The sequence below is a fragment of the Pseudomonas sp. NPDC087346 genome (genome assembly GCF_044744235.1).
Taxonomy (GTDB): Bacteria; Pseudomonadota; Gammaproteobacteria; order Pseudomonadales; family Pseudomonadaceae; genus Aquipseudomonas.
Genome location: NZ_JBIUXX010000052.1, coordinates 1 through 17,334, shown reverse-complemented (window position 1 = coordinate 17,334; position 17,334 = coordinate 1). Strand labels below are relative to the sequence as shown.

The 17,334-nt window shown below is 57.8% G+C and carries 16 protein-coding genes and 1 tRNA gene; 9 read left to right on the top strand and 8 right to left on the bottom strand.

Annotation, left to right across the window (positions count from 1 at the left end):
- Positions 1–49 precede the first annotated feature (49 nt).
- Positions 50–772 (bottom strand): 1-acylglycerol-3-phosphate O-acyltransferase, encoded by a 723-nt coding sequence (locus ACIOZM_RS24450; protein WP_401218343.1) that lies wholly within the window; start codon positions 770–772, stop codon positions 50–52.
- 216 nt (positions 773–988) lie between these two features.
- Positions 989–1,678 (bottom strand): crotonase/enoyl-CoA hydratase family protein, encoded by a 690-nt coding sequence (locus ACIOZM_RS24445; protein ID WP_401218340.1) that lies wholly within the window; start codon positions 1,676–1,678, stop codon positions 989–991.
- Between the two features lie 308 nt (positions 1,679–1,986).
- Here ACIOZM_RS24445 and ACIOZM_RS24440 point away from each other — a divergent pair.
- From ACIOZM_RS24440 to ACIOZM_RS24415, 6 genes are all read left to right on the top strand, one after another.
- Positions 1,987–2,076, top strand: a tRNA-Ser gene (locus tag ACIOZM_RS24440).
- Between the two features lie 157 nt (positions 2,077–2,233).
- Positions 2,234–2,554, top strand: coding sequence for a YbjQ family protein (locus ACIOZM_RS24435; RefSeq protein WP_401218337.1), 321 nt, complete (start codon positions 2,234–2,236; stop codon positions 2,552–2,554).
- Positions 2,555–2,802: 248 nt separating this feature from the next.
- Positions 2,803–2,991: a hypothetical protein gene (locus ACIOZM_RS24430; protein ID WP_129391353.1), complete on the top strand. Its 189-nt coding sequence runs from the start codon at positions 2,803–2,805 to the stop codon at positions 2,989–2,991.
- Positions 2,992–3,317: 326 nt separating this feature from the next.
- Entirely contained in the window at positions 3,318–3,689 is a 372-nt protein-coding gene (locus ACIOZM_RS24425) for a bacteriocin (RefSeq protein ID WP_401218334.1), read from the top strand.
- A 137-nt stretch (positions 3,690–3,826) separates the two neighbouring features.
- Positions 3,827–4,243, top strand: coding sequence for a hypothetical protein (locus tag ACIOZM_RS24420; protein ID WP_401218332.1), 417 nt, complete (start codon positions 3,827–3,829; stop codon positions 4,241–4,243).
- A gap of 126 nt (positions 4,244–4,369) precedes the next feature.
- Positions 4,370–4,540: a hypothetical protein gene (locus tag ACIOZM_RS24415; protein ID WP_401218329.1), complete on the top strand. Its 171-nt coding sequence runs from the start codon at positions 4,370–4,372 to the stop codon at positions 4,538–4,540.
- A 231-nt stretch (positions 4,541–4,771) separates the two neighbouring features.
- Here the strand turns inward: ACIOZM_RS24415 and ACIOZM_RS24410 are convergent, their stop codons facing one another.
- Both ACIOZM_RS24410 and ACIOZM_RS24405 read right to left on the bottom strand, forming a co-directional pair.
- Positions 4,772–5,089 (bottom strand): contact-dependent growth inhibition system immunity protein, encoded by a 318-nt coding sequence (locus tag ACIOZM_RS24410; RefSeq protein WP_401218327.1) that lies wholly within the window; start codon positions 5,087–5,089, stop codon positions 4,772–4,774.
- A complete protein-coding gene (locus ACIOZM_RS24405) occupies positions 5,086–9,882 on the bottom strand; it encodes an RHS repeat-associated core domain-containing protein (RefSeq protein ID WP_401218324.1) in 4,797 nt (1,598 codons plus the stop codon). The genes ACIOZM_RS24410 and ACIOZM_RS24405 overlap by 4 nt, the downstream gene beginning before the upstream one ends.
- Before the next feature lie 248 nt (positions 9,883–10,130).
- On the opposite strand from ACIOZM_RS24405, the gene ACIOZM_RS24400 reads away from it, so the two are divergent.
- A complete protein-coding gene (locus ACIOZM_RS24400) occupies positions 10,131–10,826 on the top strand; it encodes an HAD-IA family hydrolase (RefSeq protein WP_401218321.1) in 696 nt (231 codons plus the stop codon).
- Between the two features lie 78 nt (positions 10,827–10,904).
- Here the strand turns inward: ACIOZM_RS24400 and ACIOZM_RS24395 are convergent, their stop codons facing one another.
- Positions 10,905–11,651: a 3-oxoacyl-ACP reductase family protein gene (locus ACIOZM_RS24395; protein ID WP_401218318.1), complete on the bottom strand. Its 747-nt coding sequence runs from the start codon at positions 11,649–11,651 to the stop codon at positions 10,905–10,907.
- 127 nt (positions 11,652–11,778) lie between these two features.
- Between ACIOZM_RS24395 and ACIOZM_RS24390 the strand changes: the two genes are divergently transcribed.
- Positions 11,779–12,705, top strand: coding sequence for a LysR family transcriptional regulator (locus tag ACIOZM_RS24390; RefSeq protein ID WP_401218315.1), 927 nt, complete (start codon positions 11,779–11,781; stop codon positions 12,703–12,705).
- A 132-nt stretch (positions 12,706–12,837) separates the two neighbouring features.
- On the opposite strand, the gene ACIOZM_RS24385 is transcribed toward ACIOZM_RS24390, so the two are convergent.
- From ACIOZM_RS24385 to ACIOZM_RS24375, 3 genes are all read right to left on the bottom strand, one after another.
- Positions 12,838–13,566: an aspartate/glutamate racemase family protein gene (locus tag ACIOZM_RS24385; RefSeq protein ID WP_401218312.1), complete on the bottom strand. Its 729-nt coding sequence runs from the start codon at positions 13,564–13,566 to the stop codon at positions 12,838–12,840.
- A gap of 55 nt (positions 13,567–13,621) precedes the next feature.
- On the bottom strand, positions 13,622–15,163 hold the full coding sequence (locus ACIOZM_RS24380) for an NCS1 family nucleobase:cation symporter-1 (RefSeq protein ID WP_401218309.1): 1,542 nt from the start codon (positions 15,161–15,163) through the stop codon (positions 13,622–13,624).
- A 497-nt stretch (positions 15,164–15,660) separates the two neighbouring features.
- Positions 15,661–16,395 (bottom strand): phosphoadenylyl-sulfate reductase, encoded by a 735-nt coding sequence (locus ACIOZM_RS24375; RefSeq protein WP_282353091.1) that lies wholly within the window; start codon positions 16,393–16,395, stop codon positions 15,661–15,663.
- A gap of 163 nt (positions 16,396–16,558) precedes the next feature.
- Here ACIOZM_RS24375 and thrH point away from each other — a divergent pair, with 163 nt between their 5' ends.
- Positions 16,559–17,176, top strand: coding sequence for a bifunctional phosphoserine phosphatase/homoserine phosphotransferase ThrH (gene thrH / locus ACIOZM_RS24370; RefSeq protein ID WP_401218306.1), 618 nt, complete (start codon positions 16,559–16,561; stop codon positions 17,174–17,176).
- Positions 17,177–17,334 lie beyond the last annotated feature (158 nt).

Here is a 17,334-nt window from a genome sequence, read left to right as displayed (position 1 = left end):
TGCACAGTTCAGCCGGCAAAAGAAAACCCGCACAGGGCGGGTCGCTTTTTCACGCAGCGTGTAGCTGCTTATCCATGTCGGCGATGCACTCGCGCATCTGCTCGCGACACTGGGTGATGAGCATGGGCATGTCGTCCATGGTCAGTCCTGCCGTAGGAATTGCCGGCAGCGAGCGTATGAGGATTTTCCCGCTGCGCCAGCGATTCAGGCGCATGTGCTTGACGTAACTGCTGACACACACCGGAACAATCGGCACGCCGGCAGCAATCGCCATCTGAAAGGCGCCTTTCTTGAATGGCAGCAGTTCTTCGCCGAGGTTGCGCGTGCCTTCCGGGAATACCCAGATCGAGGTGTGTTCGTTTTGCAAAGTGTTGGTCGTGGTGAGCATCGACTGACGCGCCTTTTGCGCATTGCCACGGTCGATCAACACATTGCCGGCCAGCCAGAATAACTGCCCGAACAGCGGCACCCATTTCAGGCTCTTCTTGCCGATGCACACGGTGCGGCGTGGAACGACGTTGCCGAACACGAACAGATCGTAGTTGGATTGATGGTTGGCGATGATCACGCAGCTGTCGGGCTTGTTCATCAAACCGCTGACTTCGGATTTCACTCGCAGACGCAAAATACACATTGCCGGCAGCGCATAGAGGCGCGCGCACAGGCGACTGTTGTCCGGGTTGAAAGGACGGCACAGACCGAGGATTACCCCAAGCACACCAGCCAGAACAAAGTGCAGACCCATCAATAACATACGAAACAAAAACAGCATTTACAGGGCCCACCGGGACAAAAGGTGGCGCAGTGTACGGATGTGCACTGTTTTCGGCAATTGCTGCTATAGAGGCAGGAGATAGGCGATGTTTAAGCGCATGTTTCCAAGTGGATGGTCAGACGCGTCCTAGAGCCACTACGGCTATTTCGACAGAGTACGTAAGAAAAAGCCCGACACGACGGTCGGGCTCTTATAGGTGGCTGGAACCTGGGGTTAACCCAGATGCTCCTGATCCTGAACGATCGCGCTATCCAGGGTTTCCAGCAGTGCTTTGCGCACTTTCAGCTTGGTGTTCTTGTGAGCAGTCATGTTGATCTTCTTCAACTGACGCGCCGCAGCCAGCGCTGCACCCTGCAGCTCTTCGGCCGACACCACCTTATCGAGGAAACCGGCGTCTACCGCGCCTTTCGGATCAAACATCTCGCCATTGATCACCGAACGATGGAAAGCCGCACGGCCCAGACGGTCACGCGCCAACTCGATGCCGGCGTGGTGCATGGTCATGCCGATCTGCACTTCGTTCAGACCAATGCTGAACGGGCCATCGACACCAATGCGGTAATCGGCGGACAACAGAATGAACGCACCTTTGGCCACGGCATGGCCAGGGCAGGCAACAATCACCGGGAACGGATGAGAGAGTAGGCGACGGGCCAGAGTCGAACCGGCAGTCACCAATGCCACGGCTTCTTTAGGGCCAGCCGTCATCACCTTCAAATCGTAGCCACCGGACAAAATCCCCGGTTGACCGGTAATGATCACAATGGCGCGATCAGTCACAGCCTGATCCAGCGCCGTGTTGAACGCCGCAATCACGTCCGGGGAAATGGCATTGACCTTGCCGTTGCTCAAGGTCAGGGTCGCGATACCGTCTTCGAGGTGGTAGGAAATCAACTCACTCATGACGCTATTCCTTGTAAGAAAGATGAAGCAGACGTTACCCACCGCCGTAGGCCAGGTAAAGCGCCGTGACTGACTCGCCAGTCACCGTTTTACCCCTCGCCCAGTGTTGCACGCCGTATGGTCGCGCATCTCCCTCTATATAGAAGGCGCGCGCTCACCCAAGAATGGCCGGTTTGCCATGGCCCCATTCCGGGAGAAACGGCTTTTTCTCTTAACCGCATGAAAATTCTGAAAAAAATATTTGCCATCGGAAAAGCTTTCGACTACATTAGCGCGCCTCGACAGACAGAACATGTTTGAAGAGATACGGTGAAGTGTCCGAGTGGCTTAAGGAGCACGCCTGGAAAGTGTGTATACAAGAAATTGTATCGAGAGTTCGAATCTCTCCTTCACCGCCACATTCGATACACACAAGACCCCTGATTTCGAAAGAAGTCAGGGGTTTTGTGGTTTCTGGCGTCTGAAAAAGTCCTGTATGGGAACGATATGGGAATGGGGGCCGGTCGCTGGTGACTTACAATCGGCAAATTTTCTGCCGTTCAAAGGATTTCTCCCATGATCATCTCCACCACTCATTCCATCGAAGGCCGACAAATCACCGCGTACCTGGACATCGTTAGTGCCGAGTCGGTGCAAGGGGTCAATGTGATTCGTGACATGTTCGCCGGGATGCGGGATTTCTTTGGTGGGCGTTCGCAGACGTTGGAGCGGGCACTGAAGGAGGCGCGCGTTCAGGCGACGGACGAGATCAAGGAGCGAGCGCGGGCGTTGCAGGCGGATGCTGTGGTGGGTCTGGATTTCGAGATCAGCATGCCGGCCGGCAAGGGCGGCATGGTTGTGGTGTTTGTGACGGGGACTGCGGTGAAGTTGCGCTGATCGCCGTTGGCGGATCTAGGGTGCTAGATGACGCCAGGCTCGAGCAGTATCGGTTTGTCCAATCTTTAGACGCGTGAGCTCGGGGGTGCCGGTTGATCTGTTTAATTTGCGCAGGCCATTCGTCGGGCATCGGTCAATCTGAATCACAAGTCCAGTAATGACCGGCTAGTCTCAAAAGCCTTGGAGGTCGATATTTTTTCAGGCAAAAGGGGTTTGCCGGTATCGATCCTTGGCAAAGGGGAGACGTTATGACTGATCCGTATATCGAAGATGATGGAGCTGAGTTTTCGTTTAACAATTGCGTACGTTGCGGCCAGACGGAGTATCAGGCTGGCTTTGGTGAAGACCCGGTTCAGACCGGCAAGATCAAGTCCACGGCTCCCAAGGGACCGAAAGCAAAGTTCCTACCCAAGGTTACGACGCGAGCCAGAAAGTAATCGGCTGTCGAACAACCCCGTCTATGAACGGGGTTTTTTATGCCCGGCTCCATGGATTGCGAAATGTCCTACAGACGGTAGGTTGGGTTAGATGGCTTTCACAAACTTTTCACGTCCACCGTCGTAGGGTGAAGCCATCCGTTAGAAAGCAAGTCTCCAGCCCGTCTCCCCAGCGGGCTTTTTTTTGCCTGTCATAAAACCTTTTCGAAAAACGCTGTCAAATCGGCGCTCAGTGCGCGGTGGTCTCTGATTTCGTCTGGACTTTTTCTCCCCGACGGCATTCAATCGCGACCCTTTTTGTTGTCCCTATTTTTGAGGTTTTCGTCATGCGTTTAACACTGCCCGCTCTGGTTATGGGGCTTCTGGTTGCTCAAGGTGCGATGGCTGCTGGTGATGGCACCGCTGCTCTTGGCGGCGGTCTGGGTGGCGCATTGGGTAATGTGGTCGGCCAGAAAATGGGCGGCAGCAACGGTGCTGCGATTGGTGCCGGTCTGGCCGGTGCCGCTGGCAGTGCAATGGCGGCCGGCAAAGGTAGCCGGACCAAAGCAGCGATTGGCGGCGGCGTTGGCGCGGCCGGTGGATCGGTGATCGGTAACAGTCTCGGCGGTAAAAACGGCGCAACGATTGGCGCCGGTCTGGGCGGTGCAGCTGGCGGCGCGGTAGGTAGCAATCTGTCCAAGGGACACAAGCGTCACTAAGACGGTTTGCCTGTCAGAAAAAGCCCGACTTGATGTCGGGCTTTTTCGTTGCTGAACGTTTTCGCGGGAAATGCCTCCAAATTCATACAGCCCCTTTCTCGGGCGTACTGTCCCGTTTCGGGAACTGTGAGGTTGTTATGCGTTTGACATTATCCGCACTGGTTTTCGGATTGCTGGTCGCACAAGGCGCAATGGCCGCCGGCGATGGTTCGGCGGCAGTGGGCGGCGGACTGGGTGGTGTGTTGGGCAATGTGGTCGGCGGACAGCTCGGCGGCAGCACCGGAGCTGCGGTTGGCGCGGGAGTAGGCGGCGCGGCCGGCGGCGCCGTAGGCGCACCGAAAGGCAGCCGCACTGAAGCCGCCGTGGGGGGTGGATTGGGGGCGGCGGGTGGTTCCGTGGTTGGCAACAGCTTGGGCGGCTCAACCGGTTCGGCTGTTGGCGCGGGTCTCGGCGGCGCAGCGGGCGGGGCAGTCGGTAATAATTTGGGCAGCGATGGAGGCAAGTCGCACTCGAATGGCGGGCATAAGCACAAACATAAAAATCGGCATCACTGAGGTGATGGTGATTACAGTGAACCCGGCCAAGTGCCGGGTTTTTTGCTTCTATAGTTTCAAGGCAGGAACGATTTGTTGAGCTGCCTTTCGAACGTTAAACACGCACCTGAATTCACGAGGTTTGCCATGACTCCCGAAACTGAAGGCAAGGAAGAAAAAGGCCCGAGTGGGCTGCCGTTTATCAATGATCCGGGGAATGAAGATCCTGGGTCGTTGATGGATGATGCGACTGTGCCGCTTAATGATGCTGATGATGCGGCGGACAGTGAGTATGTGGATGAGGAAGATGAGGATTGAATCTTCAGGGCCTGAGGGCAGGCCCTTCGAGAGGTGTGTGATGGGTGATGATACGAAGGCAGATGATGTTGATGAGACGCCGGAATATCCGCTGCCTTCGCCGACTGATCCGTTGAGGCGGGATCAGTTGCCGTTGGAGGAAGATGACTCGGCGACTGACAATTCCCATGAAACTTCGACGAATCGTTCGTCTCTTTTTATCGCAGAGGCTTTGGGGCGTGAGAGTGAAGCTCAAACCGGAACATTTCTGTCTTTCTGCTCAAGCATTTCAAGGATGTGTTCTAACCATGCTTTGCCAGAGGGCCATGCATAGGGGTAATAGTAAGAACATCCTATTTCCTCAAATAAAAAGCTCTTTAACTCCTCCTCGTCTGGAAAGGAAATTAATACTGAATTTAACTCGCTTTTTACTAGAGAGAGTGTTTCAGGTGACGAGTTTTCTATAAATAGCTGGATAACCTCATCTTCATTCTCATGATCACATTTCCAATCTTGATGAAAATATCCCGCTAAGAACTGAAAGAGCTCCGGGAATTTCGTTCTGCTCATTCTGCATATCCTGTATGTATGCGATAAGTATTTGGGAGCTTCTTATCTTTTCGTAAAAGTAGGAATACCCCCGATACGGGTTTCACCTTGGTAGATTTTTTCTTCAAAACCATGCCAACCGGATAGGGTAAGGAATCACTGATAATAATTTGGCTCTCTTTCCCTGTTAGAAATTTATCGATCATGGCCTGGTTCTTGGCAATAACACTGGACATGGCTTTTTCTGCCGTCGCTCGATCATAAAAAGTAGACGCCCTACTTAGCCATGGCTCCTCTATCAGTCGTTGAGCCAGTTGAGTTTCTGTTCGACCGATGTGTTTTTCAATCAGATGGCCTCCCTTTTTTTCGTGTGCTTCTAATCCGCCCCCGGGCACTATTTCACTATAGGGGCCATCGGCGGTACTCACCCCCGGGCACGTAGTACAAGCCAACCCCAACGGATCAACCCACCCCGTCGGATTCGGCGTGTACTGGTACTGGTTCAGCCCACCCGCCAACTTCACCGGATCTGGCGTCAGATACCGTCCGACCCTCGGATCGTAATACCGATGCCGGTTGTAATGCAGCCCGCTTTCCGCATCGAAATACTGCCCCTGAAACCGCAGCGGCTGGTCGAGATAATCGTCCGCCGCCAAAGTCAGCGCAGCCACTTTTCCGTAAGCGTCGTACTGCGCCGACCAGACGATCTCACCGCTGTAATCGGTCAACTCCAGCGGCGTACCGAGGTGATCGAGTTGGTAGTAAAACGGGCAGGCTTTCTTCGGGCCTTTGCCGTCGAGCAGGGCCAATGGGCGGAAGGTGCCGGGCTCATAGACGAAGCTGCGGTGTTGCGTCGGGCTGCTTTCGGCGACGAGGTGGTCGCCTTGCCAGAAGAACTCGGTGGTCTGGCCGTCAACGGTCTTGCTGATACGACGGCCAAAAGCGTCGTAACGGTAATTGGCGGTTTGGCCATCAGGTCGAGTCAGACCAATCAGGCGATGCTGACTGTCGTAGCGATATTCGGTGACAAGCTTGTGCGCGGTGCCACGCCGTTCGCGGATCAAATTGCCAAACGCGTCATAGTCATAGTGGCGATCACCCTGCATCAGCAGGCGGTTGCCTTTGATCTGCGAAGGCCCGGGGCGATCCTGCATCAGCAGGTTGCCGGCCGGGTCGTGGGCAAAGGATTCCGGGAGTTCGTCGCGTGAGTGACGCACACGAATCAAGCGGTCGAGGGCGTCGTAACCGTAGGTGCGCTGCCCGTGGCGGGTGTCGACGATGTGCTCCAGGTTGCCGTTGGCGCTGTAGGCATAATCTCGGCGGTACAACGAATCGTGCTGATGGCCTACGGCATGCGCCTGCAAACGGCCCTGTTCGTCGTAGGCATAGTCGCTGGTCAGCAGGCCTTGTTGACGCTGCTGCTCACGACCCGACTGGTAAACATGGCTGGTGAGCCGGGCGCCATTGAGGTCAATCGCCGTCAGCGCACCGCCCTTGGCATAGTGGTAATCGAGCTTGCTGTTGTCCGGCAGACGCATGCGTTGCAGCTGACCGCAGACGTCGTAGGCATAACGCAAGGTGCCCCAGCCCTGATGCTCGGTGATCAGCCGATCCTGCACGTCATATTCGAAGGCCAGCGGATGATCCTGGCCGTCATCAACACCCACCAAACGACCGAGGCGGTCGTATTGATAAGTAACCTTGATCCCATCAGGCAGGGTCTTGATCAACAGGCGCCCCGCTGAATCCCGCTCATACCCGGTGATCAGCCGCGAACCGTCATCCCCAAACTCGGTCTTCTCCAGCAGATGACCATTCAGGTCATAGGCATACGCGGTACGGCGTCCGTCGAAGCCGGTTTCCTGTCGGATCAATCCGCTCGGCGTGTAGTCCAGCTGATATTTTTCGCCGGACTCATTCTCGATCTCTGTGAGCAACAGCTGCGCATGGTCGTAGCGGTAGTGCAACCGCGTGCCGTCAGGATTGATCCGCCGGCTGACCAGGTGCAGATCGTCGTCATATTCATATCGGGTGATATGGCCCAGCTCATCGCGCTCGGCGGTGACCTGGCCGTAGGCGCCGTAGCTGTAAGCCCGGGTAGCACCCGTAGGCAACGTCGTCTGAGCCAGTCGGCCAACCGCGTCCCATTGCTGACGAGTGATCGCACCATGCTCGTCCTGCGTTGTGGTCCGGCGCCCCTGCGCATCGTAGGAAAAGCGCCTTACGCCACCGTCAGGCAGGGTTTCTTCGGTCAGTTGCCCAAGATCGTTCCACAGCAGCACATGGCGGCTGGTGTCCGGATAACGGATCGACAGCAACTGCCCGCGAGCGTCGTAGTGGTAATGGGTAATCTGGCCATCAGGATCGACCGCTTCGGTGACATCACCCTGAGCATTGCGGCGATAGACCCAAACCGCATCGCCTCGCGTACGGCTGTGCAGGAAACCGTTGCGATACTCGTAGGACGTTGGCGCATCACCTGGCGGAATCAGCGCAATCAGCCGTCCGACATCGTCGTAACGGTATTCAGTGACGGCGCCAAGCGCGTCCTGCTCCGCCGTCAAACGCCCCTGAGCGTCATACGCCTTGAGATGTTCGCCACCATTGGCCTCGACCTTGCGCACCAGCCGCGCACGGTCGTCGTGAACGTAAACCTCTTCGGTGCCATCAACGTAATGCACCGCGACACTGCCGGCGTCATCCCAGACATACCGCGTGTCCATCTGCGAAAACGACGCCCAATGCCGCACGCAACGCGCCGCTATCCCCGAACGCTCCCACTCCCAGTAAAAACTCGCGCCCCCGGCCAGTTGCCGCTGCAGGATGACGTGCGCATCGTCGTAGTCGTAACGCTCGCTTTCTCCGGCCGCGTTAGTCGCTTCGATCAACCGGCGCGGGGCGTCGTAGCGGTAACTGACCAGCGTCTGCTCGGTCACCCAGGGCTCGGCGAGGTTCAGCGCCGGATCAAACCGCTGGTAGTCGACAGCGATCAACTGCGCCCGGTCGTAACGCAACAACAGCGCCCGACCGGCACCGTTATCGAGGCGCGAAATCCTGTCAGACCGATCGCGAAACACCGTCAGACGATTGCCATACGCATCGCTGATCGCCGTCAGTCGCCCGACCCGAAAGTGATAAAACCGCGACGCTTCCCCAGCCAGTGCGAGGATCAATTCCTCCGGTTCATCCCCGAGAAAAATTGCCGCCCGCGACAGGCTGTTATGAATCGCCGGCCGTTCAACACTCGGCAACGGAAACCGCGTCCGGCGGTTCTCGTGATCGACCCAAACCACCGCGTCGCCATCAAACTCAAGCCGATGCGCCAGCGAATGGCTCCAGCCAAACCCCAGGCCCACATCCAGTTCAACAGCACTGGTGCGGTAAACGCGGGTGAAGGAAAACGGAAGCCGCCCATCCAGCGTGCCATCCGTCAGGGTCAGCAGTTCCTCGCCCGTGACCATCGACACCGGACAGCCATTGGTGCAGGTCAGCGGCCCACAATCAGCACTGTCGCCATTGGGGTTTTTCGCCTGATTTGGGGAGTCATCATGGGGCTCATGCCGCTCCAGCCGAGCCATGCTCTGCGACTTGTCGCGCGCAATCGGCGCTGGATTGCGAACCTGCAAAACAGAAGAGTCCGCCGAAACAATTTCCAGCGGAATCAACGGCGTCGGTTTCAACCGTACGTCCCGCGCATTGATCGCCACCGGCTTGAGCACGCCCGCATGCTTGCCCAATTCAGGCGTGGAACTCAGCTCTGCCAACCGCAACGCCGAAGCCGCCAGCCACTCCCGCGCCCGAGGCGATTTGATCCTGCCGAGCACTTTACTGCTCAAGTGCAACTGCACGCCGACCCCACCGGCCACGCGCATCAACAGAAAGCTCACCAGCAATTCGGCGCGAACTTCCGCCACCACTTCCGCCAGATATTGCGGCGGCAGCATCTTCAACCAACTGGTAAACGCGGCGAGGTGAATAAACAGCAACGGTTCGTCGCTGAGGATCAGCAGACCATTGGCAATTGCTTCGGAGGAGGCCGCGAGCAAGGCATCGAGTTCTATATCGCTCAGGTATTGCAGGAGTTTTTCGCTGTTGGCCTGCAAGTCGGCGAGCAGGGCGAAAACCTGTTTAATGTCGTCCCAGAAACCGTGCAGGGCTTTCTCGAATCCGCGCCAGTCAGCTTGCTGCAACTGGCCATAACGCTCGGTGAATCCGGCGCCGGAAAACTCCGTCCACAGCGGCTGAAACTCCACCCATTCACCGCGCAGCCAGGTTTCCAGTCCATCCAGCACTCCTTGATAGGACGCATACAGGGTTTTGATGTGGGCGGCGGAAACATCGGGAAAGAAGGTGATGCGATAACGCTGGCCCCGTTCACACTCGGGGACTTCCAGAATGCCGCTCGGGCCGATTCGATAATGCAGGGGTTCGCCATAGCGCAACACGCCATCGACTTCAGCGATCACCGGCTCGAGCGTCACCGGGGTATCGCCGATGGGGACGAAACGTGCGGCCTCGAACATATGGACCAGGGTCAACGGGCCGCTGGCGGGACACATCGCCACCGAGGAACTGATGGGTTTGTGCTGGTTGACCGAAGTGCTGAGGTGCACGTCGTTGCCGACCTTGAACACCTGCTCGATATTCAGCGCTGATCCAGTCCAGAACTGCTCGGCCCACGAGTCGTAATCGTTGAGGCACAGGCGAAACTCTTCGAGCAGGGTGTCGAAGTCGGGATGTTCGGGATTGAGGGCGGCGACCACCAGCAGGCCGATGCTGTTGTTCAGGGCCAGGAGCCGCTCGGATGGAAGCATTGACAGTCACTCGCGCATATCGATAAAGAGGCGCGAGACTTTGCGGGGGATCAAACAGGAAATAAGCCAGCCAAGGAGACTTTGGTTGTAGGGAAAATCTCTAAATGCACGCCAGCAGTTCGGCGGCGCAGGCGATATTGCCCGTTGCTCAATGGCGGTCGTGCTCGTTATGCTGCTGAACCCTTTAATCAGATCCGAGCCGCGCCACCACCCGCGCCGCCTGGGATGTCATTGATACGGATCCGATAATGAATGCACCGCTGAAGACGTTCGGCCCGATCAAGGCCGTGATTTTCGACATGGACGGTTTGCTGCTGGACACCGAGGGTATCTACACCGAAGTCACCTCGATCATCGCCGGGCGTTACGGGCGCACCTTCGACTGGAGCGTCAAACAGAACATCATTGGCCGTGGCGCGAATGATCTGGCGAACTACGTGGTGCAGGCGCTGGATCTGCCGATCACTGCCGAAGAGTTTCTGGTGATCCGCGAGCCGCTGATGCGCGAGCGTTTCCCTACCGCGCAAGCGATGCCGGGCGCCGAAGAGCTGATTCGTCACCTCAAGGCCCATAACATTCCAATCGCGGTAGGCACCAGTTCGTCGCGTCAGTCGTTCGGCCAGAAAACCACTTTGCACCGCGACTGGTTTGCGCTGTTCGACTTCATCGTCACCGCTGATGACCCGGAAGTCGGTGCGGCAAAACCGGCGCCGGATATTTTCCTGACCGCTGCGCGTCGTTTGGGCGTTGCGCCGGAAGATTGTCTGGTGTTTGAAGATTCGCCATTTGGCGTCACTGCGGCGAAAGCGGCAGGCATGACTGCCATCGCCATTCCCGATGCTGCCATGGCCGATGAAAAATATGCGCATGCTGACGGAATTCTGCGCACGTTAAAGGCGTTCACCCCAGGAGCCTGCGGATTGCCGGCGCTTGAATGGGCCTGATCTAAGCCGTGACAACAAAAAACGCCGCTCTCTATTTAAAGATGAGCGGCGTTTTTTTGTGTCCGTGATTTACAACGGTCAGGCGCCGAAGCCACCGTCGATGGTCAGGCTGGCACCGGTGATGTAACCGGCTTCCGGACCTGCGAGGTAGGCGACGAAGCTGGCGATTTCAGCGGCTGTACCGTAACGACCGACCGCCATCAGCGGGATCAGGCTGTCGGCGAATTCGCCGCTGGCCGGGTTCATGTCGGTATCCACCGGGCCAGGCTGCACGTTGTTGACGGTGATGCCGCGTGGGCCGAGATCGCGGGCCAGGCCTTTGGTCAGGCCGACCAGTGCGGATTTGCTCATCGCATATACACCGCCGCCGGCAAAGGGCATGCGGTCGGCATTGGTGCTGCCGATGTTGATGATGCGCGCGCCTTCGCCCATGTGTTTGGCGGCTTCCTGAGAGGCAATGAACACGCTGCGGATGTTGATCGCCACGGTCTGATCAAAGTCTTCCAGCTTGAAATCTTCCAGCGGCGCAACGGCGAGGACACCGGCGTTGTTCACCAGAATGTCGAGGCGGCCGAAGGTTTCGACGGTGGCGCTCACTGCATGACGGATGGCCGCGGCGTCGGCGCTGTCAGCCTTGATTGCCAGGGCTTTGCCGCCGTTGGCAGTGATGCTGTTCTGCAACTCTTCAGCCTTGGCGGCGGAACTCACGTAAGTGAAGGCGACGCTGGCGCCTTCAGCGGCCAGACGTTTGACGATGGCTGCACCGATACCACGGGAACCGCCTTGAATCAGAGCAACTTTACCGCTGAGGTTTTGAGTAGTCATGTTCGATTTCCAGAGTGTTCAAGGCGGGGGTGCCTTGTTGTTGGAGCCGAGTATCGGCCTCTCATCGACAACCGTGTAGACCATGATTGCTATAGTCTGTGTAAACCAGAAGTTTATAGTGGCGATCATGGAAACCTTCAGCAGCATCGAATGCTTTGTGCGCAGCGCCGAGGTCGGCAGCTTCGCCGAGGCCGCCCGGCGTCTGAGTCTGACTCCGGCGGCAGTCGGTAAAAGTGTGGCGAAACTTGAGGTGCGCCTCGGTGTGCGGCTGTTCCAGCGTAGTACACGCAGCCTGACGCTGACCGAGGCCGGGCAGCTATTTCTGAGTCAGGTCAGCAGCAGTCTCACCACCATTCAGAACGCGGTGTCCAATCTGGCGAGTGTCGAAGGGCTGCCGGCCGGGACGTTGAAAGTCAGCATGGGCACCGCGTTCGGCTGTTTGTATATCGTGCCGATGCTCGGCGAGTTCTTGCGGCGTTTTCCTGCGATCAATCCGGACTGGCATTTCGATAATCGTCAGGTCGATCTGATCGGCCAGGGCTTCGATGCGGCCATTGGTGGCGGCTTCGAACTGCCGCAGGGCGTGGTTGCGCGCCGACTGAGTCCGGCACATCGGGTGTTGGTGGCGTCGAGCGAGTATCTGCAAGCCAACGCCGAGATCACCGAGCCGGACGATCTCAAGCATCACGACGGGATTCTGATCCGCTCACCGCAAACCGGGCGGGTGCGCTCCTGGCAGTTGACCGGTCGCGATCCGCAGATCTGCCGCCCATTGACGCTGAAGGCACGGATGACCATGAGTGATTCCGAAGCGGCCTGCGCCACGGCGGCTCAGGGGTTGGGGATTGCGTTGGTGAGCATGCCGTTTGCGGCGGGGTATCTGGAGACGGGCAAGTTGCAGCGGGTCTTGCCCGACTGGTACATCGATGACGGTTACACGTCGATTTATTACGCCGAGCACAAATTGCTGCCGGGAAAGACTCGGGCGTTTGTGGATTTCATTATTGAGCAGTTTGCGGAGCGGGGGTTGGGGCAGCGGTTTAGTGCTATTTGAGTATGGCGTGGGACCGAGTCGTGGCCTTCGCGGGCAAGCCACGCTCCCACAGGTTCTGTGGCGTTCACTGATAGGTGATTCTGCACAAATCCTGTGGGAGCGTGGCTTGCCCGCGATGAACGATAACGCGGTCTAACGGGCAAACCGCTGCGGCCAGCCAATGATGGTCTTCGGCCGCGGCGTCGCATAAGTCCGCACCTTGGACGTCGACAATCTCAACCGCACCAGCGATTCAGCAATCGTCACCGCCGCCGTCACCCCATCCACCACCGGCACCCCGGTGCGCCGCCGAATCTGCTCATCCAGCCCGGCCATGCCGCCGCAGCCGAGGCAGATCACCTCAGCCTTGTCCTGAGTCACCGCCAGTTCAGCCTGATGCACGATGGCTTCCAGTGCGCGTTGCGGTTCATGTTCCAGTTCCAGCACCGCCAGACCACTGGCGCGCACCGAGGCGCAGCGATCCCACAGGCCGGAAAGCTTCAGCCGATCCTCGATCAGTGGCACGGTACGATCCAGTGTGGTCACCACTGAATAGGCGTGGCCGAGGAACATCGCCGTGCTGGCCGCCGCATCGGTGATGTCCACCACCGGCACGTTGAGCAGTTCCTGCAAACCTTCGCGTCCGTGTTCGCCGTAACCGGCCTGAATCACTGCGTCGAAGGGCTGGTCGTAGGACATCACCCGATCCATCACGGCGATGGCTGCCAGATAACTTTCGAAATTACCTTCAATTGAATCGGCGCCGAAAAACGGCGTCAGGCCGACGATTTCCGTGCCGGGTGAAGCGACGGCCTGCGCAGAGCGGGCGATGGCCTGGGTGATGGACTCGGTGGTGTTGACGTTGACCACGAGAATTCGCATGGGAAGTCCTTATAGCAGGGTGGTTCTGCGGCCCGAAGTGCGGGCCGCGAAGGGATTAATGGCTGACGTTATCGACGGCAATCGATTCACCGCTGACGTCGGCGTAGTGCGGCTGACGTTTGGCGATGATCAGATAGAGCATTCCGGCGATCCCGGCGCCGATCAGCCAGGAGAACGGCGAAACGCTGTGAAAACCCGGTACCAATGCGAGGACGATGGCGATCAGTGCCGCAGGAATAAACGCCGCGACCGCACGGAAATTCACCCCGTGGCTGTAGTAATAAGCGCCATTGGGATCTTCGCTGTAGAGCTGCGGCACGTTGACCCGGCCTTTGCGGATCAGCCAGTAGTCGACCATGATCACCCCGTACAGCGGGCCGAGCAGGGCGCCGAGGCCGGAAAGGAAATACACAATCACCAACGGGCTGTTGTAGAGATTCCACGGCAGGATCAGCACGGCGATGGTTGCGCTGATCAGCCCGGCGCGGCGGAAGGTCAGGTACTTCGGCGCCAGGTTGCTCAGGACAAAGGCCGGCGCGACAAAGTTGGCCATGATGTTCACTGCCACGGTGACGATCAGGAATGCCAGACACCCGAGCACCAGAAAGAACGTGTTGGGGATCGAGGCGATGATCTCGGTCGGGCTTTCGATGATCCTCCCGTTGATCTGGAATTGCGCGCCGCAGAGCAGGACGGTGATCGAGGCGAACACCAGAATGTTTACCGGCAGGCCCCAGAAATTTCCGACCTTGATCGTTTTGCGGCACGGCGAGGAACGCGCGAAGTCGCAGAAATTGAGGATCAGCGTGCCGTAGATCGCCAGCCACAAGGCACCGCCGGCAAAGATGTTGCGCCACATCTCGCCACCGCTCAGCGGTTCGCGGATCGACCAGGCAATGGTTGCGTTGGCCTGGGTGTACATCCACGCGGCGAGGGCGGCGACGGTCAGCAGAATCACTGGTCCGGCAAACGCTTCGTAACGGCGCACCATTTCCATGCCGTAGGCGAGGATCGCCAGTTGCACGAACCAGATCGCCACGAAACACACCCAGCCCAGCGTCGACAGACCGAGGATCGAGTTGTGATCGTAATCGGCGAATCCCGGGTGAACTGCCGTCAGCAATACGCGAAGCACTACTGACGCCAGATACGTCTGAATTCCGAACCAGGCGATGGCGATCACCGCCCGGATCAGCGCAGGAATCTGCGCGCCGTGGATGCCGAAACTGATCCGGCTGATGACCGGAAACGGCACCCCGGTTTTCTGTCCCATGTAGCCGGACAGGTTCATGAAGAAGTACACCAGCGCCGCGCCGATCCCCAGCGACAGCAGAATCTGCCAGCCGCCCAGCCCCAGCGCATACAAACCGATGGCGAACGAGTAGTTGGCGATGTTGTGCACATCGTTGGTCCACAGGGCAAAGATGCTGTAACGGCCCCAGCGCCGCCCTTCGGCCTTGGTCGGTGCCAGGTCGCTGTTGTGCAGGCGCGGGCTCAATTGCAGCGGTTCCCCGGCAAGCTCGCCGGGCAACGGCTGATCAAACGTGGAGGAAGGCAGATTCAGCGCGATGTTGTTATTGGAGAGACTTGTACGCATTCCGGCAGGCTCCTGATATTCGGGGCATCTGCAGCCTGTACGGGATAGGGCGCTTCAGGCTTGCGGATCGAAAGTGTGTATGTCTTGAATTATTGTATACAAAACATGTATGCACCTTAGCCAGATCTATGCCAGTTCAGGATCTATGGAATGCGCTGCTGATTTCGTTTTGTTATGGATGAGGGTTAAGTGACTGAAATCCGGTCGATATAAATTGACCGATTGAACAGCTATTTATTTTCAGCGGGGGATTTTTGCGAGACGCGGAAGGGAGGTGTTTCCGGAGGGGATGTAACTTTTCAGGGCGCAGAAACTAAAAGTGCACACATAAATGGCACTGATGGTGACATTCGTGTGTACACATTTTTACGGCACCACAAACCACTGTAGGAGTGAGCCTGCTCGCGATAGCGGTGTACCAGTCAATGAATGTTTCGACTGACACTACGCTATCGCGAGCAGGCTCACTCCTACAGGGGAACTGCTGTTGCGGTGTGTTATGCCTTGCTGATGATATTCCCGGCATGCAACCCACATTCTTTCTGGGTTGCTTCTTCCCACCACCAGCGGCCTTCGCGTTCGTGCTGATTCGGCAGCACCGGACGGGTGCAAGGCTCGCAGCCGATGCTGATGAAACCGCGCTCATGCAGGCTGTTGTAAGGCAGCTCAAGCATGCGGATGTAGCCCCAGATTTCTTCGCTGGTCATCTGCGCCAACGGGTTGAACTTGTACAGCGTGCGCTCGGGGGTGGAGAACGCGGTATCGATCTCCATCGCGGCTACGGCGCTGCGGGTGCCCGGGCTCTGGTCGCGGCGCTGGCCGGTGGCCCAGGCCTTGACGCCGGACAGCTTGCGGCGCAGCGGTTCGATCTTGCGGATGCCGCAGCACTCGCCGTGGCCGTCCTTGTAGAAACTGAACAGGCCTTTTTCCTTCACGAACGGTTCCAGTTTCGTGTAGTCCGGCGACACCAGTTCGATATCGATCTTGTAGTGCTCGCGCACCTGATCGATGAACCGGTAGGTCTCCGGGTGCAGGCGGCCGGTGTCGAGGCTGAACACCTTGACGTTCTTGTTGAGCTTCCAGGCCATGTCCACCAGCACCACATCCTCGGCGCCGCTGAAAGATATCCACAGATCATCACCGAACTCGGCAAACGCGAGTTTCAGGATGTCTTGCGCGGATTTGTTGGCATAGGTCGTGGCGAGTTCCACGACGTCGAACGTTGCACTCATCAGGGCGGCTTCCTACAGGTCGGTGGCGCTGGGCGCTCTATATGGCGCCGATGGTAACAAAAAGTGGCGGGAATCGGGGCGCGCTCTGCGTTGCGCGGCCGGGACGGAGTCGCTAGAGTTCGGCCTCGCTCGACTTAATAATCAATACAAACGGGAGTGTCTTGTGGAAATTGCTTGCCTTGATCTTGAAGGGGTATTGGTGCCGGAAATCTGGATCGCCTTTGCCGAAAAAACCGGAATCGAATCCCTCAAGGCCACCACCCGGGACATTCCCGACTACGACGTGCTGATGAAGCAACGCCTGCGCATCCTCGACGAGCATGGTTTGAAGCTTTCAGACATCCAGGAAGTGATCGCCACCCTCAAGCCGCTGGACGGCGCAGTGGAGTTCGCCAACTGGCTGCGCGAGCGCTTCCAGGTGGTGATTCTGTCGGATACGTTCTACGAGTTTTCCCAGCCGTTGATGCGCCAACTGGGCTTTCCGACCTTGCTCTGCCATCGGCTGATTACTGATGACACTGGGCGGGTCACTGGTTATCAACTGCGTCAGAAAGATCCCAAGCGTCAGTCGGTTCTGGCCTTCAAGAACCTGTACTACCGGGTGATTGCGGCGGGCGATTCGTACAACGACACCACCATGCTGGGCGAGGCGGATGCGGGGATTCTGTTCCATGCGCCGGATAACGTGATCCGCGAATTCCCGCAGTTCCCGGCGGTGCATACGTTTGCCGAGCTGAAGCAGGAGTTCCTCAAGGCCTCGAACCGCGAACTCGCCTTGTAAACCCGATCTCTGTAGATACTCTGTTCACGGTCAAGCTTTTGCGAGGTGTTTGTCGCTAAAAAACTTGGCCGTATCAAAATCTTCACCCGCTTGCATGCAGGCCCACAGTCCGGTCAGGTATTTGCGCATGACCGCAACGATGGCCTGCATCTTTCTTT